The organism is Comamonas flocculans (assembly GCF_007954405.1).
In the GTDB taxonomy this organism is placed as follows: domain Bacteria; phylum Pseudomonadota; class Gammaproteobacteria; order Burkholderiales; family Burkholderiaceae_C; genus Comamonas_C; species Comamonas_C flocculans.
In genome coordinates this window covers 1381274-1405858 of record NZ_CP042344.1, presented here as the reverse complement: position 1 = coordinate 1405858, position 24585 = coordinate 1381274, and the positions used below count along the sequence as shown (strand labels likewise).

25 protein-coding genes and 1 pseudogene are annotated in these 24585 nt (G+C 69.1%); 19 read left to right on the top strand and 7 right to left on the bottom strand.

The annotated features are described in order from the left end of the window. The first annotated feature begins 114 nt into the window (after positions 1-114). The 10 genes and pseudogenes from FOZ74_RS06800 to FOZ74_RS06760 all read left to right on the top strand — a co-directional run bounded on the left by FOZ74_RS06800 (position 115) and on the right by FOZ74_RS06760 (position 10208). The gene (locus FOZ74_RS06800; RefSeq protein WP_146912349.1) at positions 115-1272 is read left to right on the top strand and encodes an ABC transporter substrate-binding protein; all 1158 of its coding nucleotides are present in this window, start codon (positions 115-117) and stop codon (positions 1270-1272) included. 30 nt (positions 1273-1302) lie between these two features. After that, positions 1303-2166 (top strand): branched-chain amino acid ABC transporter permease, encoded by an 864-nt coding sequence (locus tag FOZ74_RS06795; protein ID WP_146912348.1) that lies wholly within the window; start codon positions 1303-1305, stop codon positions 2164-2166. A gap of 11 nt (positions 2167-2177) precedes the next feature. Further along, on the top strand, positions 2178-3035 hold the full coding sequence (locus tag FOZ74_RS06790) for a branched-chain amino acid ABC transporter permease (RefSeq protein ID WP_222434188.1): 858 nt from the start codon (positions 2178-2180) through the stop codon (positions 3033-3035). Continuing rightward, the gene (locus tag FOZ74_RS06785) at positions 3032-3814 is read left to right on the top strand and encodes an ABC transporter ATP-binding protein (RefSeq protein WP_146912347.1); all 783 of its coding nucleotides are present in this window, start codon (positions 3032-3034) and stop codon (positions 3812-3814) included. Before FOZ74_RS06790 ends, FOZ74_RS06785 begins: the two co-directional genes overlap by 4 nt. Then, a complete protein-coding gene (locus FOZ74_RS06780) occupies positions 3807-4511 on the top strand; it encodes an ABC transporter ATP-binding protein (protein ID WP_146912346.1) in 705 nt (234 codons plus the stop codon). The genes FOZ74_RS06785 and FOZ74_RS06780 overlap by 8 nt, the downstream gene beginning before the upstream one ends. A 38-nt stretch (positions 4512-4549) precedes the next feature. Next, entirely contained in the window at positions 4550-6247 is a 1698-nt protein-coding gene (hutU, locus tag FOZ74_RS06775) for a urocanate hydratase (protein WP_146912345.1), read from the top strand. Then, a pseudogene (locus tag FOZ74_RS16300) lies at positions 6174-6701 on the top strand (HutD/Ves family protein); the annotation flags it as partial. The gene hutU and the pseudogene FOZ74_RS16300, both read left to right, overlap by 74 nt. A 135-nt stretch (positions 6702-6836) precedes the next feature. Then, complete coding sequence (gene hutH / locus FOZ74_RS06770; protein ID WP_255437843.1) at positions 6837-8408, top strand: histidine ammonia-lyase; 1572 nt, start codon at positions 6837-6839, stop codon at positions 8406-8408. A 24-nt stretch (positions 8409-8432) separates the two neighbouring features. Then, positions 8433-9632, top strand: a complete 1200-nt coding sequence (hutI, locus tag FOZ74_RS06765; RefSeq protein WP_146912343.1) for an imidazolonepropionase — start codon at positions 8433-8435, stop codon at positions 9630-9632. Between the two features lie 144 nt (positions 9633-9776). Then, positions 9777-10208, top strand: a complete 432-nt coding sequence (locus FOZ74_RS06760; protein WP_349291081.1) for a response regulator — start codon at positions 9777-9779, stop codon at positions 10206-10208. Positions 10209-10230: 22 nt separating this feature from the next. On the opposite strand, the gene FOZ74_RS06755 is transcribed toward FOZ74_RS06760, so the two are convergent. Next, positions 10231-10863 carry a response regulator gene (locus FOZ74_RS06755; RefSeq protein WP_146912342.1) on the bottom strand — a complete coding sequence of 211 codons (633 nt, stop codon included), beginning with the start codon at positions 10861-10863 and terminating at the stop codon, positions 10231-10233. Positions 10864-10920: 57 nt separating this feature from the next. Here FOZ74_RS06755 and FOZ74_RS06750 point away from each other — a divergent pair, with 57 nt between their 5' ends. The 5 genes from FOZ74_RS06750 (at position 10921) to FOZ74_RS06730 (ending at position 13731) form a co-directional block, all read left to right on the top strand. Further along, a complete protein-coding gene (locus tag FOZ74_RS06750; protein ID WP_146912341.1) occupies positions 10921-12312 on the top strand; it encodes a sensor histidine kinase in 1392 nt (463 codons plus the stop codon). Positions 12313-12582: 270 nt separating this feature from the next. Continuing rightward, positions 12583-12837: a glycine zipper domain-containing protein gene (locus FOZ74_RS06745; RefSeq protein WP_146912340.1), complete on the top strand. Its 255-nt coding sequence runs from the start codon at positions 12583-12585 to the stop codon at positions 12835-12837. Positions 12838-12888: 51 nt separating this feature from the next. Beyond that, a complete protein-coding gene (locus tag FOZ74_RS06740) occupies positions 12889-13212 on the top strand; it encodes a BON domain-containing protein (protein ID WP_146912339.1) in 324 nt (107 codons plus the stop codon). A 51-nt stretch (positions 13213-13263) separates the two neighbouring features. Beyond that, a complete protein-coding gene (locus FOZ74_RS06735; RefSeq protein WP_146912338.1) occupies positions 13264-13473 on the top strand; it encodes a CsbD family protein in 210 nt (69 codons plus the stop codon). A gap of 84 nt (positions 13474-13557) precedes the next feature. Further along, on the top strand, positions 13558-13731 hold the full coding sequence (locus tag FOZ74_RS06730) for a DUF1328 domain-containing protein (protein WP_146912337.1): 174 nt from the start codon (positions 13558-13560) through the stop codon (positions 13729-13731). A gap of 204 nt (positions 13732-13935) precedes the next feature. On the opposite strand, the gene FOZ74_RS06725 is transcribed toward FOZ74_RS06730, so the two are convergent. The 3 genes from FOZ74_RS06725 to FOZ74_RS06715 form a co-directional block, all read right to left on the bottom strand. Then, positions 13936-15393: a M20/M25/M40 family metallo-hydrolase gene (locus tag FOZ74_RS06725; RefSeq protein WP_146912336.1), complete on the bottom strand. Its 1458-nt coding sequence runs from the start codon at positions 15391-15393 to the stop codon at positions 13936-13938. Positions 15394-15423: 30 nt separating this feature from the next. Further along, positions 15424-16638, bottom strand: coding sequence for a GGDEF domain-containing protein (locus FOZ74_RS06720; protein ID WP_146912335.1), 1215 nt, complete (start codon positions 16636-16638; stop codon positions 15424-15426). Positions 16639-16733: 95 nt separating this feature from the next. Beyond that, positions 16734-17927 carry a GGDEF domain-containing protein gene (locus FOZ74_RS06715; RefSeq protein WP_146914109.1) on the bottom strand — a complete coding sequence of 398 codons (1194 nt, stop codon included), beginning with the start codon at positions 17925-17927 and terminating at the stop codon, positions 16734-16736. Positions 17928-18044: 117 nt separating this feature from the next. Here FOZ74_RS06715 and FOZ74_RS06710 point away from each other — a divergent pair, with 117 nt between their 5' ends. Continuing rightward, complete coding sequence (locus FOZ74_RS06710) at positions 18045-19037, top strand: bile acid:sodium symporter family protein (protein WP_146912334.1); 993 nt, start codon at positions 18045-18047, stop codon at positions 19035-19037. After that, complete coding sequence (locus tag FOZ74_RS06705) at positions 19034-20692, top strand: isovaleryl-CoA dehydrogenase (protein ID WP_146912333.1); 1659 nt, start codon at positions 19034-19036, stop codon at positions 20690-20692. The genes FOZ74_RS06710 and FOZ74_RS06705 overlap by 4 nt, the downstream gene beginning before the upstream one ends. A gap of 24 nt (positions 20693-20716) precedes the next feature. Here FOZ74_RS06705 and moaC read toward each other — a convergent pair whose 3' ends face one another. Then, entirely contained in the window at positions 20717-21211 is a 495-nt protein-coding gene (gene moaC, locus FOZ74_RS06700) for a cyclic pyranopterin monophosphate synthase MoaC (protein ID WP_146912332.1), read from the bottom strand. 104 nt (positions 21212-21315) lie between these two features. Here moaC and FOZ74_RS06695 point away from each other — a divergent pair, with 104 nt between their 5' ends. Beyond that, on the top strand, positions 21316-22821 hold the full coding sequence (locus FOZ74_RS06695; protein ID WP_489884451.1) for a M48 family metalloprotease: 1506 nt from the start codon (positions 21316-21318) through the stop codon (positions 22819-22821). Here FOZ74_RS06695 and FOZ74_RS06690 read toward each other — a convergent pair. Together FOZ74_RS06690 and FOZ74_RS06685 are read right to left on the bottom strand one after the other, a co-directional pair. Beyond that, positions 22777-23133: a phage holin family protein gene (locus FOZ74_RS06690; RefSeq protein ID WP_146912331.1), complete on the bottom strand. Its 357-nt coding sequence runs from the start codon at positions 23131-23133 to the stop codon at positions 22777-22779. The two genes, FOZ74_RS06695 and FOZ74_RS06690, sit on opposite strands and share 45 nt — an antisense overlap. A 35-nt stretch (positions 23134-23168) precedes the next feature. After that, on the bottom strand, positions 23169-23936 hold the full coding sequence (locus FOZ74_RS06685) for a TerC family protein (RefSeq protein ID WP_146912330.1): 768 nt from the start codon (positions 23934-23936) through the stop codon (positions 23169-23171). 341 nt (positions 23937-24277) lie between these two features. Between FOZ74_RS06685 and FOZ74_RS06680 the strand changes: the two genes are divergently transcribed. Continuing rightward, positions 24278-24583 (top strand): putative signal transducing protein, encoded by a 306-nt coding sequence (locus tag FOZ74_RS06680; RefSeq protein WP_146912329.1) that lies wholly within the window; start codon positions 24278-24280, stop codon positions 24581-24583. Positions 24584-24585 lie beyond the last annotated feature (2 nt).

Sequence of the window (24585 nt, the reverse complement as noted above, 5' to 3'; positions counted from 1 at the left end):
ATTCGTTTTTCGCGAGATGTATATACAACATGCGTTGAAAACGCGGTCCTTGTATAGGCATTAAACAACGAGTCGGCGCCCCGCGTCCAGAGGTCCATCCCCAAGGAGAAGCTCATGAAGTCCCTGTCCCCCTTTGCTCCCAAGCTGCTGGTTGCAGCGCTGGCCTTTGCCCTGCCCGCGGGCGCGGCCTGGGCCGACATCAAGATCGGCTTCAACGTGCCGTCCACCGGCTTTGCCGCGGCCGACGGCAAGTCGGCGCTCGAAGGCGCGAAGCTCGCGGTGGCCGAGGCCAACGCCGGCGGCGGCGTGGCCGGCCAGAAGCTCGAACTCGTGGTCTATGACGACCAGGCTTCGGCCAAGGAGGCCGTGCCGGCGGTGACCAAGATGATCGAGAAGGACAAGGTGGTGGTGGGCGTTTCCGGCTCCTACTCGGGCTCCACGCGTGCGGCCGCGTCCATCTTCCAGAAGGCGCAGGTACCCTACGTCGTCGCCTACTCCATCCACCCGGACGTGACGCTGGCGGGCGACTACATGTTCCGCGTCTCCGCCATGGGCGAGGTGCAGGGCCGCGGCGGCGCCAAGCTGGTGCAGGAGCTGGGCAAGAAGAACGTGGCCTTGATCACCGTGAAGAACGACTTCGGCCAGTCGCTGGCCGCGGGCTTCAAGGACGGTGCCAAGAAGCTCGGCCTGAACGTGATCAACGAGTACGAATACGGCATGGCCGACCGCCAGTTCGGCCCGCTGGTGAGCAAGGTCAAGGCGGACAATCCCGAGGTCATCTACGCCTCGGGCTACTACTTCAATGCCGGCCCGCTGGTCAGTCAGCTGCGCGCCGCCGGCATCACCGTGCCCATCATCGGCCAGGAGGGCTACGACTCGGAGAAGTTCATCGAGATCGCCGGCCCCGCGTCCGAAGGCACGCTGGTGACCACCTCGCTGGACCGTGACTCCGACTCGCCCGTGACGCAGACCTTCCTGACCGACTACCGCAAGGCCACCGGCGTGGGCGCGGACATGGTGGCCGCGTCCAGCTACACCGCCACGCAGGTGGCGATCGAAGGGCTGAAGAAGACCGGTGGCAAGGGCGGCGCCGCGCTGCGCGACGCGATCGCCGCGGGCAGCTACGACACGCCGATCGGCAAGCTCTCGTTCAATGACCTGCACGAGGTGCAGAAAGACCTGCAGGTGCAGATCGTCAAGGACAAGGCCTTCCACCGCCACAGCGTGATCCACGACCCGGTGCTGCTGGCCCCGCCGACCAAGGCCAAGTAAGCAGCGCGACGCGAAAGGCGCCGGCAGACCATGCTGTATGTCGAACTTGTCGTCCAGGGGCTGGTACAGGGCAGCATCTACGCGATGATCGCCCTGGGCCTGACCCTGGTGTATGGCCTGCTGCGCATCCTGCACGTCGCGCACGCCTCGCTGTTCACGCTGGGCGCCTACGCCGGCGTCTTGATCACCAACGCCAGCGGCAGCCTGGCGCTGGCCTTCGTCGGCGCGGCGCTGATCGCGGGCCTGGCGGGGGTGCTGATGTACCGCCTGGCCTACCAGCCGCTGCTGAGCCAGCCGCCCTTCGTCGCGCTGATCGCCTCGATCGGCCTGTACATCGCCTCCGAGGAGGCGTTTCGTATCGCCTTCGGCGCTCAGGGCCTGTCCTTTGCCACGCCGCAGATGCAGGGCCAGGTGGCGCTGGGCGGTGGGCTGCAGCTCAGCCGGATCGAGATCTGGATGATGGTGGGCACGGTGCTGATCATCGGCGTGCTCGCCTGGCTGCAGTCGCGCACGCGCATCGGCGTGGCCTGCCAGGCGACGGTGACCGACCCGCAGATGGCCGAGTCCTTCGGCATCTCGCTGCGCCAGGTGCGCGACATCAATTTCTTCGTCGGCTCGGCGCTCGCGGGTTTCGCCGGCGTATGGGTGGCGCTGCTCAACAACCTGGTCGAGCCGACGATGGGCAGCGTGCCCTCGTACAAGGCGCTGGCCATCATCGTGCTCGGCGGCCTGGGTTCGGTGCCGGGCACGCTCGCGGCCAGTCTGGTGCTGGGCGTGGTCGAGGCCTTCGGCACGATCTACATCGGCCAGTTTCTGGACCGCAACGCGATCGCGTTCGCCTTCCTGATCGTGGTGCTCATGGTGCGCCCGCAAGGCCTGTTCGCGCGGCGCTGAGGTGATCGGACATGGACTACGAAATCACCTTGCTCACCACCATGGCGATCAGCGTCATCTTTGCGCTGTCGCTGAACCTGATCACCGGCTTTTGCGGCCAGATCAGTCTCGGGCATGCGGCCTTCCAGGGCGTGGGCGCCTACGCGGCGGCCATGCTCGGCAAGGCCGGCTGGCCTTTTCTGGCCACGCTGCCAGTGGCCATGCTGCTGGCCTGCGTGCTGGGCGTCGTCGTCGGCCTGTCTTCGCTGCGCGTGCGCGACGACTTCCTGGCCATCACCACCATGGGCGTGGTCTTTCTCTTCGTCGGCTTCGTGCGCCAGCAGGACTGGCTGGGCGGCGAGATGGGGGTCTCCTCGATTCCGGACCACGGCATGGGCAAGCTGGGTTTCATGGTCTTCGGCATCGTGCTCGCGGCCTTCGTCGCGGGCCTCTCGGTTTACATCCGCCGCACCTGGATGGGGCGGGTGTTCAACGGCATTGCCGAGGATGAGGACACCATGCGCGTACTCGGCATCGACGTGCCGCGCTACAAGCTGGCGGCGTTCGCCATCGGCACGGCGCTGGCGGGCCTGTCGGGCGCGCTGCTGGCCTACCACCTGCAGTTCATTGGTGCGGAGAACTTCGGCTTCATCGAATCGATCACCGTACTCTCCATGGTGGTGTTCGGCGGCATCGGCTCGGTCGCGTGGGTGGTGATCGCCGCGGCGGTGCTCTCGGCGCTGCCCGCGTGGTTCCAGGTCATCGGCGACTACAAGCTGCTGGTCTATGGCGGCTTGCTGTTCCTGATGATGCGCTTTTCGCCGGGTGGCATCGCCGGCCTGGTGCGGCGCGTGTTCGCACCCGGCAAGGCGCGGGAGGGCAAGGCATGAGCGCCCACCCCCTGCTGGCCATCGAATCCGTCACGGTGCGCTTTGGCGGCCTTCTGGCGGTCGATGATGTGTCCTTCACCGTCGCCGAGGGCGAGTTGCTCGGCCTCATCGGCCCCAATGGCGCGGGCAAGACCACCATGCTGCGCGCGATCACCGGCGTGGTACGTCCCACCAGCGGCCAGGTGTTGCTGGACGGCAAGCGCCTGAACGAGCACGCGATCAACGAGCGCATCCGCATGGGCCTGGCGCTGTCGCAGCAACTGGTGCGGCCGCTGCGCGGCATCTCGCTGCAGGACAACGTGGCCATGGCCGCGGCCAGCAGCAAGACGCGCCGCCCGCTGGGTGCGCTGCTGCAGGTGTCCGATGCGCACGAACTCGCACAGGCACGCCAGGAACTGGAGCGCGTGGGCATTGCCCACCTGGCCGAACAAAGCCCGGCAACGCAGCCGCTGGGCGTGCTCAAGCGCTTGGAGCTGGCGCGCGCGCTGGCACTCAAACCGCGCCTGCTGCTGCTCGACGAACCCCTGGCCGGCCTCAATTCCAAAGAGGCGCACGGCCTGGCCGACACCATTGCCGAGATCAATGCCCAGGGCGTCACCGTCGTGCTGATCGAGCACAACCTGGGCGAGGTGCTGCGCATCTGCAGGCGCCTGGTGGTGCTGGACAACGGCCGCAAGATCGCCGAGGGCGAGCCGCAGGCGGTTATGGCGCAGCCCGTGGTGCGCAGCGCCTATCTGGGCAGCGAAACCCGGGCCGAGGAGGAGGCAGACCATGCTTGAACTGCGCGATTTCTCCTGCGGTTACGGTGCGTTTCAGGCGGTGCACGGGCTGAATCTGAAGCTGCGCCCCGGCGCGATCACCGGCTTGCTTGGACCCAATGGCGCGGGCAAGTCGTCCACGCTGATGTGCGTCGCCGGGCATGTGCAGCAGCAGGGGGGAGCCATGCTGTTCGAAGGCCGCGACATCAGCGGCCTGCCCGCCACCGAGCGCGTGCGCCTGGGGCTGGCCATCTCGCCCGAGGGGCGGCGCCTGTTCAAGGACCTGAGCGTGCAGGACAACCTGCGCGTGGGCGGCATGGTGCAGCCCGCCAAGGTGTTCGCGCACGACCGCGACCGCGTGCTGGCGTTGTTCCCGCGCCTGGCCGAGCGCCTGGATTCGCTGGCCGGCAACCTCTCGGGCGGCGAGCAGCAGATGCTGGCCATAGGCCGCGCGCTGATGACGCGCCCGCGCCTGTTGATGATCGACGAGCTCTCGCTTGGACTCATGCCCAAGGTGATCGACCTGTGCTACCTGGCGCTCGATACCCTGCGCGCCGAGGGCCTGACGGTGCTGCTGGTCGAGCAGAACACCGAGCGCGTGCTCAAGGTGGCCGACGACATCTGCGTGCTTGAATCCGGCCGCTCGGTCTGGCAGGGCACGGCCGCCGAAGCCCGCCAGGACCCCTCTCTCACCGAAGCCTACCTCGGCCTGCATTGACCGGCCCCGGCGGCTTCCCTTTTGCCTTGGAGATTCTGATGACCACCGCCAACGACCCTCGCCACGACCCGTCCCGCCACATCCGCGCACCGCGCGGCAGCCAGCTCACGTGCAAGAACTGGCTGATCGAGGCGCCCTACCGCATGCTCCAGAACAACCTGGACGCCGAGGTCGCCGAGCGCCCGCAGGACCTGGTGGTCTATGGCGGCATCGGCCGCGCCGCGCGCGACTGGGCCTGCTTCGACCAGATTCTGGAATCGCTGCGCCAGCTCGAAGCCGATGAATCCCTGCTGGTGCAGTCGGGCAAGCCGGTGGGCGTGTTCAAGACGCACGAGAACGCGCCGCGCGTGCTGATCGCCAACTCCAACCTGGTGCCCAAGTGGGCCGACTGGGAGCATTTCAACGAGCTTGACCGCAAGGGCTTGTTCATGTTCGGCCAGATGACGGCGGGCAGCTGGATCTACATCGGCAGCCAGGGCATCGTGCAGGGCACCTACGAGACCTTCGTGGAAGCCGGTCGCCAGCACTACGGCGGCGATCTGGCGGGGCGCTGGGTACTCACCGCCGGGCTGGGCGGCATGGGCGGCGCGCAGCCGCTGGCGGCCACGCTGGCGGGGGCCTGCTCGCTGAACATCGAATGCCAGCAGGCCAGCATCGATTTTCGCCTGCGCACGCGCTACGTGGACAAGCAGGCCAGGGACGTTGACGAGGCACTGGCCCTGATCCAGCAGCACACGGCGAACAAGGAGGCGGTGTCCATCGCCCTGCTGGGCAATGCCGCCGAGATCCTGCCCGAGCTGGTCAAGCGTGCCAGGGCGGGTGCGATCCTGCCCGATCTGGTGACCGACCAGACCAGCGCGCACGACCTGATCAACGGCTATCTGCCCACGGGCTGGACGGTGCAGCAATGGCGCGCCGCCGCTGCCGACCCCGCGCGGCATGCCGAACTGAAGAAGGCCGCGGGTCAGAGCTGCGCGCTGCACGTGCAGGCCATGCTGGACTTTCAGGCCATGGGCGTGCCGACGTTCGACTATGGCAACAACATCCGCCAGGTGGCGCTGGACGAGGGCGTGAAGAACGCCTTCGACTTCCCCGGCTTCGTGCCCGCCTACATCCGCCCGATGTTCTGCGAGGGCAAGGGGCCGTTTCGCTGGGTGGCGCTCTCGGGCGACCCCGAGGACATCTACAAGACCGATGCCAAGATCAAGGAGCTGTTCCCCGAGAACAAGCACACCCACCGCTGGCTGGACATGGCGCGCGAACGCATCGCCTTCCAGGGCCTGCCGTCGCGCATCTGCTGGCTCGGCCTGGGCGAGCGCCACGTGGCGGGCCTGGCGTTCAACGAGATGGTGCGAACGGGCGAGCTGAAAGCCCCGATCGTGATCGGGCGCGACCACCTCGATACCGGCAGCGTGGCCAGCCCCAACCGCGAAACCGAGTCCATGAAGGACGGCACCGACGCGGTGAGCGACTGGCCGCTGCTCAACGCGCTGCTCAACACCGCCGGCGGCGCCACCTGGGTCAGTCTGCACCACGGCGGCGGCGTCGGCATGGGCTATTCGCAGCATGCGGGCATGGTGATCGTGGCCGACGGGACGGATGCCGCCGCCGAGCGCCTGGCGCGCGTGCTGGTCAACGACTGCGGCTCGGGCGTGATGCGCCATGCCGATGCCGGTTACGAGAAGGCGATGGAAACCGCCCGGCGTTTTGGCCTCAAACTGCCGATGCTGGCCTGAGCACCGGCGCGACCCTTCCATGCATCGCTTCGACCTGAACACCCTCACGAGCACGCCCTGGAAAAATGGTGCGGGCAGCACGCGCGAAATCGTGCGCTGGCCCGCGGGCAGCACGCTCGACGACTTCGAGTGGCGCGTGAGCGTGGCCACGCTGCAGGGCGCTGCGCCGTTTTCTTCCGTGCCCGGGGTTGATCGCCAGACCATGCTGCTCGACGGCGAGGGCGCCCGGCTGCAGGCCGACGACGCCCACCCGCTGTTTGACCTGCGCGAGCCCGGACAGGTGCTTGCCTTTGCGGGCGAGGCGGCGATCACCGCCCGGCCGCACGGCGGCGCCTCGCGCGACTTCAACCTGATGCTGCGCCGCGGCCATTGGCAGGGCCAGATGCAGCGCGTGGCGGGCCCTCGGCAGCCGGGCAGCACGCCCGCGGGGCTGTGCATGGTGCTGGCGGGGCGCTGGCGTCGGGGTGCGGACGTTTTCACCGCCGGCCAGGGGCTGTGGTGGTCGGCGCCGGCGCCGGGCGAGGCGCTGGTGCCCGAGGCAGCGGGCGCGGAAGGCGAACCGCAACTGGCCTGGGTCGCGCTCTCGCCGCTGGCGCCGGCCAGCCTTGGCCGCCAGCACAATGCCGCGCAGCTCACGGTGGAGCCCGGGGGCCTGACGCTTGCGCAACTGCGCGCGCTCTGGCAGCAGCCGCTGCGCGTGACGCTGGCCGCGTCGGCCCAGGCGGCGATTGCGGCCAGCGCCGCCGCGGTGCAGACCATCGTGGCGCGCGGCGAGCCCGCCTACGGCATCAACACCGGCTTTGGCAAGCTGGCCAAGACGCAGATTGCCGACGCGCAACTGGCGCAGTTGCAGCACAACCTCATCCTCTCGCACTCGGTGGGCACGGGTGCGCCGCTGCCCGACGCGGTGGTGCGCCTGGTCATGCTCATGAAGGCGGCGAGCCTGGCGCGCGGCTACTCGGGCGTGCGCCCGGTGGTGATCGATACCTTGCTGGCCATGCTCGATGCCGGGGTGCTGCCCGTCATTCCGTCCAAGGGTTCGGTCGGCGCCTCGGGCGATCTCGCGCCGCTGTCGCACATGACCCTGGCGCTCACCGGCCAGGGCCAGGTGCACTGGGCCGGGCGCAGCATGGCGGCAATCGACGCGCTGGGCGCCGCCGGCATCGCGCCGCTCACCCTGGCGGCCAAGGAGGGGCTGGCGCTGATCAACGGCACCCAGGTGTCCACCGCGCTGGCGCTGCACGGCCTGTTCCTGGCCGAGCGGCTGCTCGACGCCGGCGCCGTGATCGGCGCGCTCTGCGTCGATGCGGCCAAGGGCAGCGACGCGCCGTTCGACCCGCGCGTGCACGCGCTGCGCGGGCAGCCGGGGCAGATCGCGCTGGCCGAGGTCACGCGCGCGCTGCTGGCAGGCAGCGCCATACGCCAGTCCCACCTGGTGGGCGACGAGCGCGTGCAAGACCCCTACAGCCTGCGCTGCCAGCCCCAGGTGCTGGGCGCCTGCCGCGATCTGATCACCCAGGCCGCGCGCGCCCTGCTGATCGAGGCGAACGCGGTCACCGACAACCCGCTGGTGTTTGCCGACACTGGCGAGGTACTCTCCGGTGGCAACTTTCACGCCGAGCCCGTGGCCTTCGCGGCCGACACGCTGGCGCTGGCGATCAGCGAGATCGGCGCGATTTCCGAGCGGCGCATTGCCCTGCTGATCGACAGCACGCTCTCGGGCCTGCCGCCCTTCCTGGTGCACAACGCGGGGCTGAACAGCGGCTTCATGATCGCCCACGTGACGGCGGCGGCGCTGGCGTCCGAGAACAAGTCGCTTGCCCACCCCGCCAGCGTGGACAGCCTGCCCACCAGTGCCAACCAGGAAGACCATGTGAGCATGGCCACGTTTGCCGCGCGGCGCCTGGCCGAGATGGCGGACAACACTGCCGGCATCCTCGGCATCGAATGGCTGGCCGCCTGCCAGGGTGTCGACATGCACCAGCCGCTCAAGACTTCGCAGGCGCTGCAGCGGGCCCACGCCACGCTGCGCGCCCAGGTGCCGTTCTATGCCGAAGACCGGCTGTTTGCTCCTGATATCGAAGCGGCGCGCACTCTGGTGCTGAACGGCAGCGCGGCCGACGGCAACCGGGCGTTGCTTGCGCGCCTGTGGGTCGACTGAAGCGCAAGCGCGGGAGCACCTGTGATGCAAAAACTCTGGCGCAACGCACGACTGGCCACGCTGGCGGGCGAAGATTGGGCCCTGGTGGAGGACGGCGCCATCGTCACCGAGGGCGAACTGATCCACTGGCTGGGCCCGGTGTCGGCCCTGCCCGCGGGACTCCAGCCCGCGCAGGAGATTGACTTGGGCGGCGCGCTGCTCACGCCCGGCCTGGTCGACTGCCACACCCATCTGGTCTACGGCGGCGACCGCGCGCGTGAAGCCGAGATGCGCCTGAACGGCGCCAGCTACGAGGAGATCGCGCGCGCCGGCGGCGGCATACGCTCCACCGTGGCCGCCACGCGCGCCGCACCGGAGGACGCCCTGCTGCAAAGCGCCCGCCAGCGTGCGCAGGCGCTGATGGCCGGGGGCGTGACGACGCTGGAGATCAAGTCCGGCTACGGCCTGTCGCTGGAGGCCGAAGCCAGATGTCTGCGCGTGGCCCGCCGCCTCGGTCGCGAGCTTGCGCTCGAGGTACGCACCAGCTTCCTCGGTGCGCATGCACTGGCCCCTGAATTCGAGGGCTGCGCGGACGACTACATCGATGCCGTCTGTGCCTGGCTGCCCGCTCTGCATGCCCAGGGGCTGGTGGATGCGGTCGATGCCTTCTGCGAAACCATAGGCTTCACCAGCGCGCAGGTGGCCCGGGTGTTCGAGACCGCACGCTCCCTGGGCCTGCCGGTCAAGCTGCATGCCGAGCAGCTCAGCGACCAGGGCGGCGCGCAGCTCGCGGCGTCCTTCGGCGCGCTCTCCGCCGACCACCTCGAGCACCTGGGCAGCGAGGGCATCGCGGCGATGCAGGCCGCGGGCACCGTTGCGGTGCTGCTGCCCGCCGCCTACTACATGCTGCGCGAAACACGCCAGCCGCCGATTGCCGAATTGCGTACCGCGGGCGTGCCGATGGCGGTGGCCAGCGACCACAACCCCGGCACCGCGCCCGGCCTGTCGCTGCTGCTGGCCGCGCACATGGCCTGCACCTTTTTCCGGCTCACGCCGCGCGAGGCCGTAGGCGGCATCACCCATCAGGCGGCGCGCGCGCTGGGTCTGCCCGACCGCGGGGTGCTGCGTGCGGGCCTGCGCGCCGACTTTGCGGCGTGGGAGCTCAACCACCCGAACGAACTCGTCTACTGGTTCGGGCACAATCCCTGCCGCCTGGTGGTGCAGGGCGGGCGCCGGCGCGATTGAAGCGGGGTGCGCAGCCCGCGCACGCAAGCGGCTCGGCGAATGCGGGCTTGTCCTACATGTCAGGACGCTGCAAACGGGGCACACTCGGACTGCGGGCCGCACGCTGCCGGCCCGGTCCCGCGCCGCCGCGCGGGGGTGCATGCCATGATGATTTCACCCGAAGTTTCTCCCACCGCCGCCCCTGCCCCGGGGGCCGGCGCCGAGCGCCGCCTGCGCACCTACCTGGTCGAAGACAGTCCGACGATACGCGAGAGCCTGCAGGCTGCGCTCGATGAGCTCGTGGGCATCACCTTGGTCGGCTTTGCCGGCGATGAGCGCAGCGCCAGCGACGCGCTGCAGCATCCCAAGACCGATTGGGATCTGGCCATCGTGGACATCGCCCTGCACGAGGGCACGGGCTTTGGCGTGCTGCAGGCCTGCAAGGACCGGGACAGCGGCCGCAAGATGGTGGTGCTGAGCAACTACGCCACGCCTGCGGTGCGCGAACGCTGCCTGGCGCTGGGCGCGGACGCGGTGTTCGACAAATCCACCGACATCGACGCCCTGATCGACTACTGCCGCGGCCTGCCTGCCTGAGGCCAGCGGCGCGCGCCGCCGGTCACTGGATCAGGTGGTTCTTGAGCGCGTAATAGGTCAGATCGCTGTTGGAGTGCAGTTGCATCTTCTCGAGCACCCGCGCGCGGTAGGTGCTGATGGTCTTGACCGAGAGCGACAGGGTCTCGGCGATTTCACCCACGGTGGCACCGCGCGCCAGGTGCAGGAAGACCTGCAGTTCACGCTCCGAGAGCTGTTCATGCACCGGCCCCTCGCCCGGGCTGCTCAACTGCTGCGCCAGCAGCGCCGCCACGTTGGCCGATATGTAGCGGTTGCCCGCGGCGATGGTGCGCACCGCGGTGACGATCTCCTGCGGCTCGCATTCCTTGTTGAGGTAGCCGTTGACGCCCATGCGGATCAGGTTGATCGCGTAGTGCTCCTCGGAGTAGGACGAGAGCACCAGGATGCCCAGATCCGGCGCCTTGGCGCGCACCATGGTGAGGGCATCCATGCCGCTGGCCCCGGGCATGGACAGGTCCAGCAACAGCACGTCCATTTCGGTGCTGCGCACCAGGTCTATGGCTTCGCGCGCGCTCGCCGCCTCGCCGACCACGCGCAGGTCAACCTGCTCCGAGAGAAACTGCCGCAGACCCGTGCGCACGATGGCGTGATCGTCCACAATGCCTATCGTGATCATTGCAAGCCTGCCCTCCCGGCGTGTGGCGGCGCCCCCGCGGGCCGCTCGCCCGATTCTATGCAGCCCGGCGACGACACGCTGAATGGGCCGGCGCCGACGCCTGCCCCGCGGCGCCTGCGCGGCACACGTTCGCTGCGCGTGGCGCTGGTGATCGCGGTCACCTGTGCGGTTGCGCTGCTGGCGCTGATCAACCAGTCGTACCAGAAATTCATTGATCTCAACGGCGAGCGCATCGACATCCAGGCGATACGCGAGTCGGTGGACGCGGTCAACAACCAGCTCGATATTGCCGAGTCGGCGCTGCGCGCCATCCTGCTGACCGATGAGCCGGTCTACCACCAGCGCTTCGACCGCACCGAAGGGCATGTGCGCGAATTGCTCGCGCAGCTGACGGCCAGCGCGGCGCATACCCCCTTGGACGCGGGCCCGCTGTCGGCCTTCGGCGTCGATGCGCGCCGACGCATGACCGAACTGTCGCGTGTGGTGCAGCTCGCGCGCAGCGGCAAACCCGAGGCGGCGCTGTTCGCCGGCACCTCCGAGGCCGCGATGGAGCTGCGCGCCAGCGGCGAGCGCATCATGGCCGATGCCGACGCGCTCATCACCGACAAGAATCGCGATTTCGCGCGCTTCGTCAACTATTTCCGGCTGGCCTTTCTGGCGGCGGTCATGGCGCTGCTCAGCGGCTTCGTGCTCTACATCCAGCAGCGCTTCCGGCTGCGCGAGGCCGACCTGCACGAGCGCCAGCTGCTGCTTGCCCAGCGCAACGAGCTGGAGAGCGAGGTGCGCCGGCGCACGCATGCGCTGGCCATGCTCGCAACCTACCTGCAGGAAGCGGTGGAGAACGAGCGCGCCCGCCTGGCACGCGAGCTGCACGACGAGCTCGGCGCGCTGATGACGGCAGCCAAGCTGGACGTGGCGCGCCTGCGCTCGCGTCTGGCCGGCGAGCCTGAACAGGTGCGCGAGCGTCTGGAGCACCTCAGGGACAGTCTGAACCAGGCGATTGCTCTGAAGCGCCGGATCATGGAGGGCCTCTACCCTTCGGCGCTGCGCAACCTCGGGCTGGTGCCGGCGCTGGAGATCTTGCTGCGCGAGTTTGCCCAGGCCTCCGGGCTGCAGATGCAGGTGCAGCTGCAAGCGGTGGAGCTCGACCCCGGGGTGGAACTGACGATCTACCGCATGGTGCAGGAGGCGCTGACCAACATCGGCAAATACGCGCGAGCCGGCCGGGTCAGCGTGGACATGCGCGTCGAGGCGGGCCGGGTGCGCGTGGGCGTGTGCGACGACGGCGTGGGTTTCGACCCGCAGCCGCTGGCGCAAGGTACGCACGGGCTGGCCGGCATGCGCCACCGCCTGCTCTCCTGTGGCGGCGAACTGCAGCTCAAGACCCGCCCGGGCGCTGGCTGCGAGCTCATTGCGCTGATTCCCCTGACCGCCGGCGCTCCCGCCTGAAGCCGACGCTGGCGACGGCGGCTCGGCCGCCCGGCGTCAGACAGCGCCTACAGGGGCGCCGTACCGCGTCCGACGCGGCAAAGCGCGCGCCGCCTATGTTGCGCCGGGCCGTCTCCTCCTATTCTGAAAGCCATGCACAGAGCGCAGTGCGTCAAGCCGCCCGGCATGCGCGCTGCACCATCCACTACAACATCGAACGGAGTAAGCATGAACAAGCTAGAAGCCGCGCACGGAGCCACTGACGCGACATCCCGGACAACGACCGCCGGCATGAGTGCCGCCGACATGGTCGCACCGCTGCGCGAAGACCTGCAGCCGGGGATTGAAGGGCTGGAGCAGAGCGGTCGCCGGCTCGCCCGCCACGGCAAGGCCTTGGCCCGCGACGCCTACGAACAAACCACCGAGACGCTGCAGCAGGCGCATGAGCGCGCCAGCCACTGGGTCGGCGCCCGTCCGTGGCAGTCCACGGCGGTGGCCGCGGCCACCGGGGCCGCTCTGGCGCTGCTGCTGGGACGCCGGCACTGAGGCAGCCACCTACCTACCGAATCACCCTTTGTTCAACGCAGGAGATGTCAAATGAAAGCAATACGTACCGTTCTTCTCGCAGCCATGACGAGCATGGCCCTGGTGGCCACGGGCTGCTCCGTGATCCGCGGTCAGGAAACCGCCAGCGATTACATGGATGACGCCTCGATTACCGCCAACGTGAAGGCCAAGATGATCGAGGACAAGACCGTCGACGCCGGCGCATTCAATGTGCAGACCCTCAACGGCGAAGTGGCTCTGAACGGCTTCGCCAAGAGCGCCGCCGAGCGCGCCCGTGCTGGCCAGATTGCCAGTGCCCAGAAGGGTGTGCGCGCAGTGCACAACAACCTCGTGATACGTCCCGCGAACAAGTAGGCCGTTGCACCGAGGCAAATCCATTCAACCAACAAACGACCAGGAGGTCACATGAACGAAGACACCATCAAGGGCAACTGGAAGCAATTCAAGGGCAAGGTCAAGGAGCAGTGGGGCAAGCTCACCGACGATGACCTGGACGTGATCGCAGGCCGGCGCGACCAGCTGCTGGGCAAGCTGCAGGAACGCCACGGCATGGCCCGCGACGCCGCCGAAGAGCAGGTGCGCGACTGGGAAACCCGCAACCACTACGTCTGGTAAGCAGCTTCCCGCCGGTCTCCCTGCAGGGGGCCGGCGGGCCAGCACGGCCCCGAGCCGTGCATCCCAAACACACGGAGGGCCACCATGCTCAAATGGGCCATCATTTTCGGAATTGTCTCGGTGATCGCCGGGGTGCTGGGCTTCAGCGGTTTGAGTGCCGGCACGGCGTCGATCGCCAAGACGCTTTTCTATCTGTTCGTCGTCATCACGATCGTGCTGATCGTGCTGGGATTCCTCGGCGTGGGCATGGTTGCCTAGCGCTGTCCGGGCTCCGCTGGCCCGATTTCAGTCTCTCTCCTGCGCGCGTCGCCACCCCCGGTCGTCGCGCGCTTTTTTGTGGGCGCGGCCCATGGCCGTCGCCGGTGCCATGACGCCGGTTTTGCGCTGCGCACGAGAGGGGTTTCAACCGCGAAGGCCCTTTGCGGCCCCCGCCCTGCCCCGTGCCGGGCGGGTGGCTGCGGATCAATGCGGCGCGTGCGTGGACATGCGCATCAACACCTGGGCCACCGCCGCGGTGAGTCGCTTGGCGTAGGGCAGGTGCAGGAACTCGTTGGGTCCGTGGGCATTGCTGCGCGGGCCGAGCACGCCGCAGACCATCATCTGCGCCCGCGGAAAACCGCGGCTCAGGATGTTCATCAGCGGAATCGTGCCGCCCTGGCCGATGTAGCCGCAGGGCGCGCCGAAATGTGCCTGGCTGGCTTCGTCCAGGGCGCCCGCCAGCCAGGGGGCCACGGCCGGTGCGTTCCAGCCATTGGCGGCGCCGTCCACATGGAAGGTCACGCGCGCCTGGTAAGGCGCGTTGTCTTCCAGGATGCGCTGCATTTCGGCCACGCAGGCGCCTGCGTCCACCGTGGGCGGCGTGCGCAGGCTGAGCTTGAATGCCGTGTAGGGCCGCAGCACATTGCCCGCATCCTTGAGTGCGGGTAGGCCTTCGGCGCCGGTGACCGAGAGCGTCGGCTCCCAGGTGCGGCGCAGCAGCGCCTGCACCGGATTGCTCGTGGTCGCGAGCGCCTGCTGGCTGCCGCCGGCGCAGTCGTAATGCGCCCAGGGGAAGTTGGATATCACCGAATCGCCCAGGATGGCGGCCGTTGCCTGCGCCTGCGCCAGGCGCTCGGGCGGTACGGGCACATGAAAACCCTCGGGCAGCAGGCGCCCGGTGCGCGAGTCTTCAAGCCGATCGAGCACCTGGCGCATGATGCGAAACGACGAGGGCACCAGGCCCGAGGAGTCGCCCGAATGCACGCCTTCGGTGAGGATTTCGACCTTGAGCGTGCCGCTGGCCATGCCGCGCAGGCTGGTGGTGAGCCACAGTTGCTCGTAGTTGCCCGCGCCCGAGTCCAGGCAGACCACCAGCGCCACTTCGCCCAGGCGCGTGCGCAGCGCGTCCACATAGGGCAGCAGGTCGTAGGAGCCGCTTTCCTCGCAGGTTTCGAACAGGCCGACGATGCGCGGATGCGCCACGCCCTGGCGCTGCAGCTCCTTGATGGCAGCCACGCTGGCGTAGATGGCGTAGCCGTCGTCCGCGCCGCCGCGCCCGTAGAGCTTTTCGCCCTCGATCACCGGCGTCCACGGTCCGAGGTGGCTGCGCCAGCCTTCGAACTCGGGCTGCTTGTCCAGGTGGCCGTACATCAGCGCGGTCTCGCTGCTGGCGGTGTGCGCCGCGGGCACCTCGAAGAAGATCACCGGCGTGCGCCCGGGCAGGCGCACCACCTCCAGCGCCAGGCCCGCCACCTGCTGCTGCTCCACCCAGGTACAGGCGCGGCGCACCACGGTGTCGATATGGCCCTGGGCCTGCCAGTCGGCGGCGAAGGCCGGCGATTTGGCCGGGATTTCGATGTAGTCGCTGATCTGCCGCGTCAGGTCTTCGTCCCAGGCGCGCTCCAGGCGCTCGCGCGCCAGAGTGCTGTCAAAAGTGTGCATGGCTGTTTCTCGTTCTGTCCAAGATGGCGTTCAGGAAGCATGGCGCGAGGGCGCCGCCTGCGCGCCGCGCAGCAGGTGCATGCGCGGCAGCGAGGCGCTCTCCACCCGGTTGCGCCCGGCGCGCTTGGCCGCGTACAGCGCCTTGTCGGCGGTTTCTACCAGGTGCTCGGGCTCGTCGCCCGGTTCGAGCACCTCGGCGCAGCGGCCTATGCTCACCGTGAGGGCGATGCTGTGGCCCAGGTGCGCGCCGGGCGTCCTCTCCACCAGCTGGCGCAGCTTTTCGGCCACCAGCTGGGCGCCTGTGGCCGTGGTGGCGGGCAGCAGCACCAGAAAATTTTCTCCACCCCAGCGGCCCACCAGGTCCTGCTGGCGCAGCGGCTGCTGCAGCAAATGCGCCACGTGGCGCAGCGCCATGTCGCCGCCCGCATGGCCGAAGCGGTCGTTCACCGCCTTGAAGTGGTCCACGTCCACCAGCAGCAGCGCATAGGGCTGGCGCTCACGCACCGCGCGGGCGACGTCGCGCGCCAGGGTGCGCCGCAACTGGCGCCGGTTCGGGATCTCGGTCAATGGGTCGTTGCTGGCCAGGTGCAGATTGACCGCATCGGCCCTGTCCTTGGTCAGCAGGATGAAGCCCAGCGAGGCCAGCACCAGCACCGCATGCGAGCAGATCAGCGCCAGCGCATCGAAGTCGCCACCCTGCAGAAAGCCCGCGCCCGGCGGCGTATGGCCGACGAACCACAGGCCGCGCGCGACCAGCAGCAGCGCCTGCACGCCCAACGCACCGCTCAGCAGCCAGGCGCCGCGCGACTGCGCCGGCCGCTGCGGGCGCCACAGCGCGTGCACCACCAGTGTGATCTGCAGCGACCAGACGGCGCTCGTCACGAGGATGCGCGCTCGGTAGTCCTGCGCAAACCATGCGGCCAGCAAGAATACCGTCAGCACCGGCAGGGCCACGGGCATGCGGGGCAGGGGCCGCGCGTGAAAGCCATGCACTGCGCCCAACAACAGCGCCAGGGCCAGGCTCAGGCTGGCGTTGGATAGCGCGAGCCCCAGGCCGTCCGGCAGCAGCGCGTGGGTCAGCAACAGCACATAGGCCAGCGCGTGGGCCACCAGCGCCAGCGCCCACAACCCCAGGCCTTCGCGGCGCGCGGGGCGCACCACGGCGATGGCCAGGGCCATGGCCGCCGTGGCCACGATGATCATCACGAGCATCGAGGGTGTGTCGAAGCGAAACGGGAGGTTCATGCGGGCCTGGAGGCGCTGCCTGCCACGGGCATCGCGCTCAAGTGTATCGGCAGCGCGGCGCCGCCGTGCGGCCAGCGTGGCGCCAAGCGCCGCGCTCAACCCTGCGCAGGCACCGGCTTGCCCGGGCGCAGCAGCGGCGCCTGCTCGACACTGTTGCGCCCGCGCTCCTTGGCTCGGTACAGCGCCTTGTCGGCCGCATCCACCAGCCATCTGGCGCGGTCGCCAGGCTGCAGCGTGGCGGCGCACACGCCTATGCTGATCTGCGCGGGAATCAGCATGCCCTCGTAGCGGCAGGGCGTGTCCTGCACCAGCGTGCGCAGCTCCTGCGCCAGACGGCTGGCGCCGCTGACATCCGTGGCCGGCAGCAGCAGCAGGAACTCTTCGCCCCCCCAGCGGCCGACCATGTCCTGGCTGCGCAGGCGACTGTGCAGCAGCTGCGCCACGTGGCGCAGGACGGCGTCGCCCGCCAGGTGGCCGCGGCTGTCGTTGATGGCCTTGAAATGGTCGATGTCCACCATCAGCACCGCATAGGCCTCGCGCTGGCGCATCGCATGCTGGGCGTCGCGCTGCAGGGTCTGCTGCAGCAGGCGCCGGTTGGCAATGCCGGTGAGCAGATCGTTGTTGGCCAGTTCGTGGTTGATGGCTTCGGCGCGGTCGCGCGTCATCAGGACGAAGCCGAGCGAGGCCAGCAGCACGACGATGAAGGCCGAGAGGAAGGTGATGCTCTGCGCGGTGCCGTTGCCGCCCAGGCCCTGGACCGCCGTGGGCTGCGAAAGATACCAAATCCCGCGCAGCAGCAGGATCGCGCCCTGCGTGGACAGCGCCAGGGTGATCAGGATGGCACCGCGCGGCTGGTTCGGCCGCGTGGGGCGCCACAGCGCCCAGACGATGAGCACGATCTGGATGCTCAGCATGAAGCTGCTCGTGAGCAGCCGCAGGCGCAGGTCTTGCAGGAACAGGCCGTTGAGCAGCGCCGTGGCTGGTATCGGTGCAAGCAGCCACATCCATGGCTGCGCGCGACCGTGGAACGCGGTCACGGCGGCCAGCAGCAGGGCGAAGGTACCCGCCAGGATGGTGTTGGCCAGCACGATGCTGAGCCAGTCGGAAATCTGGCCGCGCAGCATGAACAGCAGATAGGTGCCGGCGTGCGTGAGCAGCGCCCAGGCCCAGAAGCCCGTGCCCTCGCGCCGCGGGGTGCGCACGAAGGCCATGGCCAGGGCCATGCTCAGGGTGCCGGCAATCACCATCACCATCATGGTCCGGGTATCGAGGGGCGCAAGCGAGGCCATGTCCATGGTCCGTGGGAGCTGTCTGCTGGCAAAAGTGTAGCGTAGCGGTTGCCTGCACGCCATGGCGGCAAAGCGGCGTGGCCACCCGCGCGGCTTGCTTCAGTGCAAGATGGGCGCATGCAAAGACCCGCCTGGCTGCCCGATCCCTTCATCCTGACGCTGATTGCGCTGATCGCCCTGGCCAGCTTCTGGCCGGTACGCGGTTCGGCGGCTCAGGGCGCGACGGTACTGACGAATGTGGCGATCGCGCTGCTGTTCTTTCTGCACGGCGCCAAGCTGTCCTTGGCCGCTGTGCTGCAAGGCCTGGCGCAGTGGCGACTGCAGGGCTTCGTGCTGGCGCTGGGTTTTGTCGCCTTCCCGCTGCTGGGCTGGGCTGCGCAGCCGCTGCTCGTGCCTTTGCTTGGGGCGGACCTGGCACGCGGCGTGCTGTACCTGTGCGTGCTGCCGTCCACGGTGCAGTCGGCCATCGCGCTCACTTCGATGGCGCGCGGCAACGTGCCGGCTGCCGTCTGCGCCGCCGCCGTCTCCAGCCTGGTCGGGGTGTTTGCCACGCCGGCGCTGGTATTGCTGCTCATGGGCTCGGCGGTGCAGGGTCTGGACTTCGGCCAGGCGCTGGCGCGCGTGGCGCTGCAGTTGCTGCTGCCCTTCGTCGCCGGCCAGTGGGCGCGGCGCTGGCTGGGCCAGTGGGTGCAGACGCACCGCGGGCTGTTGCGCCACGTGGACCAGTCTTCCATCTACCTGGTGATCTACACCGCCTTCAGCAAGGCGGTGGTCGACGGCCTGTGGCACCAGTTGCCGGCGCAGCGCCTGGCGCTGCTGCTGCTCTGTTGTCTGGCGCTGCTGGCGCTGGTGTTGTGGGGCTGCCACCGGGCCACGCTGCGGCTGGGCTTCGGGCCGGCCGAGCGCATCACCGCGCTGTTTGCCGCGTCGCAGAAAAGTCTGGCGACCGGTGTGCCTATTGCCCAGGTGTTGTTCGCCGGTGGCACCATGGGGGCCTTGCTGCTGCCGCTGATGGTTTACCACCAGGTGCAACTGATGGCCTGTGCGGCGCTGGCGCGGCGTTTTCAGGCGCGCCCGGCGGTAGCGACCGATCCCGGAGGAATCCCATGAGCTGGCACACCCACGACGTCTTCAACCAGGTCAGCGAGTTGCGCGACTACGACCTGCTGGCCACCGACCCCGCGCTGAGCGAGGCCATCCGGCGCGACGGCGCCGAATGGGCCATGCCGCGGCTGTCCCGCTACGCGCAGTTGCTGGGCCAGACCGACACCTATGAGCTCGCCGCCATGGCCAACCGCCACACGCCCGAGCTGCACGCGTTCGACACCCGCGGGCGGCGCATCGACCAGATCGAGTTTCACCCGAGCTGGCACCAGCTCATGGCCATGTACCGGGAAGAGGGCCTGATCTCGCTCACTTTCAAGGAGCGCAAGGCGGGCCGCTGGACGGCCTGGGCGGCCGGTTTCTATCTGCATGGTCAGGTGGAGCAGGGCACGCTCTGCCCGGCGACGATGACCCAGGCCTGCATCCCGCTGATCAAGCGCGAGGAGACGCTCTGGGCGCAGCTGGGCGCCAAGCTCTACAGCGACGCCTACGACCCGCGCGACCTGCCGGTGGAGCAAAAGGACAGCATCTGGGTGGGCATGGGCATGACCGAGAAGCAGGGCGGCTCGGACGTGCGCGCCAACACCACCGTGGCCACGCCCGTGGGTGCGGGCGGGCGCGGGCAGGAGTATCTGCTGCGCGGGCACAAGTGGTTCTTTTCCGCGCCGATGTGCGACGCGCACCTCGTCGTCGCGCGCGTGGGCGAGGGCGGGCCGTTTGCCTGCTTCTACGTGCCGCGCTGGCGCCCGGACGGCACGAAGAATGCGGTGCACATCCAGCGCCTGAAGGACAAGGTGGGCAACCGCAGCAACTCCAGCAGCGAGGTGGAATTCCACGACGCCTGGGGCATCTTGATGGGCGAGGAAGGCAAGGGCATACGCACCATCATCGAGATGGCCACCTTCACGCGCCTGAACTGCGTGGTCGGCAGTGCGGCCATCTTCCGCCAGGCGCTGGTGCAAGCCATCGCCTACACGCGCGAGCGCCATGCCTTTGGCAAGGCGCTGGCCGAGCAGCCGTTGATGCGCGCGGTGCTGGCCGACATGGCGCTGGAGAGCGAGGCGGCGCTGGTGCTCCTGATGCGCCTGGCACGGGCGTATGAGAGGGACGACACGCCCGCCGAGCGTGCCTGGAAACGCATGATGACGCCCGCCGCCAAGTTCTGGGTCTGCAAGCGCGGCGTGGAGCTGACCGGCGAGACCATGGAGGTGCTGGGCGGCAATGGCTACATCCTGGATGGCATCGTCGGGCGGCTGTTCCTGGAGGCGCCGGTCAATTCGATCTGGGAAGGCTCGGGCAACGTGATGTGCCTGGACGTGCTGCGCGCGCTCGCGCGCGAGCCCGATGCGGCCAAGGCGCTGCTCGCGGAACTGGCCCCGGTCGCCATGGCGGAACCCGTGCTCAAGGCCTTGATGCAATCGCTCGGCGCCCTGCTGGAGCTGCCGCCCGCGGAACTGGAGGCGCTGGGGCGTGTCTTCGTGCAGCAGCTCGTGCTGCTGGCCCAGGGCTGCCTGCTGCGCCAGCACGCGCCCGCCTTCGTGGCCGACGCCTTCATTGCCACGCGCCTCGGTTCGGCCGGAGTGAACGCGCGCGTGGCCGGCGCGGTGGACTTGCGCGGGTTTGACGTGGGGGCGATCTTGCAGCGGGCGCTGCCGCAATAGCCGGCTCCGCGCCGAACGGCGTGCTCAGGCGGCAGGGGGGCGGCGCAGGAAGCTGCCCGACTTGCCCCCGTGCTTTTCCAGCAGGCACACCCCCTCGATCACCATGCCCCGGTCCATGGCCTTGCACATGTCGTAGATGGTCAGCAGCGCCACCTGCACCGCGGTGAGCGCTTCCATCTCCACGCCCGTGGGGCCCACGGTTTCGGCGCGGGCGCTGCATTGCACGGCGCTCTCGCCGTGCAGCAGCTCGAAGTCCAGCGCTACGCGCGTGAGCGCGATCGGGTGGCACAGCGGAATCAGCTCGCTGGTCTTCTTGCTGGCCATGATGCCGGCGACGCGCGCCACGGCCAGCACGTCGCCCTTCTTCGCGTTGCCGGCGCCGATCTGCTGCAGCGTGGCCGGCTGCATGGTGATGCGGCCCGTGGCCAGCGCGACGCGGTGCGTGGCGCCCTTGGCGCCGACGTCCACCATGTGGGCCTGGCCCTGGGCGTCGAAGTGGGTGAGCGGCGAGTCGGTCATGGCGGGGAAACCTTCAGGGGGAGCGGGCATCATACGGTTTTGCCTGCGGGCAGATCCCTGAGCCTGGTGTGAAATATTTCAAGGAAAATCGCGCCCTATCCCTTGTGTGGCAAGCGCTAACAGCTATCTTTATCGTAGTTACAGCAGCGCTGCCCACGCAGAGCCATGCGCAGGCGCTGCCTTCGCTCGGCGATGGCGACGAGATGTCGCTGGCCAGCGAGCGAGCGCTCGGCGAGCGCATCGCCGCCGAGATCTACCGCGACCCGGCCTACGTGCAGGACCCGGTGCTGCAGGACTATGTGCAGGGGCAGCTTGCGCGGCTGATCCAGGCGGCGCTCGCACGCGGCGAGATGACGCCCGAGATGCACGAGCGCTTCGCCTGGAAGGTGATGCTGGTGCGTGAGCGCACGGTCAACGCCTTTGCGCTGCCCGGGGGGTTTTTCGGCGTGCACCTGGGGCTGCTGGCGGTGGTGGATGCGCCCGAGCAGCTCGCCTCGGTGCTGGCGCACGAGCTCTCGCACGTCACCCAGCGCCACATCCCGCGCCTGATCGCGCAGGAAAAGCGCCAGACGCCCCTGATGATCGGCGCGATGATCCTGGGCGCGATCGCCGCCACGCGCAGCCCCGACGCCGGCCAGGCGCTGATGGTGGGCGGGCAGGCGCTGGCGGTGCAGAACCAGCTCAATTTCTCGCGCGGCATGGAGCGCGAGGCCGACCGCGTGGGCCTGTCGCTGATGCAGCCCGCGGGCTTTGCACCGCAGGGCTTCGTGGCGATGTTCGACAAGCTGCAGGCGGCCAACCGGCTCAACGACAACGGCAGCTGGCCCTGGCTGCGCAGCCACCCGCTGACCAGCCAGCGCATCGCCGACATGCATGCGCGCCTGCCGCGCGAGCTGGCGCCGGCCCCGCCCGCGCCACTGGTGCACCTGATGGCGCAGGCCCGCGCGCGCGTGCTGATGCGCCCCGGCGTGGCGCAGTGGCGCCAGTGGCTGGAAGACGGCCAGGACGCCGAGCTGGCCGGCCGCGCGCTGCCCCGGCGCGTGGCGGTACGCACCCAGGCGGTGCTGGCCGCGATGCAGCTGGGCGAATGGAAAAACGCCCGGGCCATGCTGCAGCCGCTGCAGGCCGACCTGCAGGGCGACGCGCCGGCGCTGCAACAGGCGCGCTGGCTGGCCGCCGAGCTGGAGCTGGGTGCGGGCGATGCGCCCGCGGCGCTGCGGGCGCTGGGCCCGGCCAGCGCGGAGGCCACGCGCGCCGAATTGCTGCTGCGCACCCGGGTGCTGCTGGCCAACGGCCAGGGCGCCACGGTGGCCGACGCGCTGCAGACCCGGGTCAGCCTGCACCCGGACGATGGCGGCGCATGGCAGGCGCTGGCCCAGGTGTGGCGCCAGGACGGCCAGCCGCTGCGTGCGGTGCGCGCCGAGGCCGAGGCGCAGGCCGCGCACTACGACTACGCCGGCGCGGTGGACCGGCTGCGCGCCGGGCAGGACCTGGCGCGCAGGAGCGCGGGGGCGCAGGACTACATCGAGGCGTCGATCATCGACACCCGCCTCGCGGCGGTCAAATCACTGCTTGAGGAACAGACGCGCGAGCGCCGACTCGATGACTAGCCCCAGCAGCGAATACAGGAGCGAGCCGATCAGCGCCGCGGCAAAGCCGTGCACCTGAAAGCCCGTGCCCAGCAGGCCGGAGGCGGCCCAGAACATCAGCGCGTTGATCACGAACAGGAACAGCCCCAGCGTGACGACGGTCACCGGCAGCGTCAGGACGACGAGCACCGGGCGCAGCACCGCGTTGAGCAGCCCGATGACGAAGGCCGCGCCCAAGGCCGCGGCGAAGCTGTGCACTTCCACCCCGCTGTACAGGTAGGCCACGCACAGCAGTGCCACCGCGTGCAGGGCCCATTTGATGAGTATGCGCATGGCCTCAGGATAGCATTTGCGGGTGGCGGGTGCGCTCAGCCAGCGGTGGCCTGCGTGGCCCGCCGCTGGCGTGCCAGCAGCCATTTGCCCAGGGCCAGCACCAGCAGCGCGCCCGCCGCGTGGGCGCCGTAGTAGATCGCGGCGCGCATGTCGGCCAGGCCGTCGGCGCCGAGCGTGCCGAACTTGGGTGCCCACAGCCATTGCTGCGGGTGGGTGAAGACCGGGTCACTCACCAGCATGCCGCCGGCAATCCAGCCCAGCAGCATGCCGCCGAGCACGATGACCACCGGAAAGCGCTCCATCAGGCGCATCACCAGCGCGGAGCCGCCGACGATGATGGGCACCGAGATCAGCAGGCCCAGGACGACCAGCACCAGCTCGTGCGACTGGCCGGCGTTCTTGGCCGCGGCGGCGATCGCGATCACGTTGTCCAGGCTCATCACCACGTCGGCGATGACCACGGTCTTGATCGCGGCCAGCAGCTTGTCGCTGCCCTGAATGCCCTCATGCCCCTCTTCCTGCGGCGCGATCAGCTTCACGCCTATCCAGACCAGCAGCAGCGCGCCCGTGAGCTTGAGGAAGGGCAGCGTGAGCAGCGACATGGCAAAGACGATGAGCACCACGCGCAGCCCGATCGCCGCCGCCGTACCCCAGACGATGCCCTTGGTGCGCTGCGCCGGCGGCAGCTTGCGGCAGGCGAGCGCGATCACCACCGCGTTGTCGCCGCCCAGCAGGATGTCGATGACGACGATCTGGCCCAGCGCGATCCAGAAGGGCGCATGCAGGAAAAATTCAAGATCCATGGTTGCTGTGTCCAAAAAAACCCGGTGCCCCGCTTGCGGCGGTGTCTTCCGGTGGGGTTGCGGGTTTTTCCGGCTTGGCCCGGGGGCAAATCACGTGCCTTGCGCACACGGACACCTTGGGCCGGGCACGGATCGCCCCGGGGCCCAAGGGTCTTGCTCGGCGCCGCACGTGCCGCGCCTGACGGGCCGGAAGCGCGCCACGCGCTTCGTGATGACGGCCCTGCCATCCGCCCACGCCGGCACAGGCCGCGGCGGGCGGGGAGCTACTCCCCCTTGAAGGGTCCGCATTAGACCACAGCGCGGCCTATGATGCCCGCATCACCGCATCCCCTCCTCACCGCATGCAGCGCCTGACCCAAGCCCCGAACATCGCGATCGCCACCGTCTGGCGCGATCTGCTGTGCGAGGCGGGTTTTGCGGCGACGGTGCAGCGCCAGTACCTGAGCTCGGCTGCGGGGCAGCTGCCACCCAGCGAATGCCTGCCCGAGATCTGGCTGGAACACGCCGAGCACCTGGCGCAGGCGCGCGCGCTGCTCGATCAATTGCAGCGCCTTCCACAGCGGCGCTGGTGCTGCCCCTCCTGCGGCGAGATGGTGGAGGGCGGTTTTGAGCAGTGCTGGAACTGCGGCGCGCTGATGCCGCGCTGAGG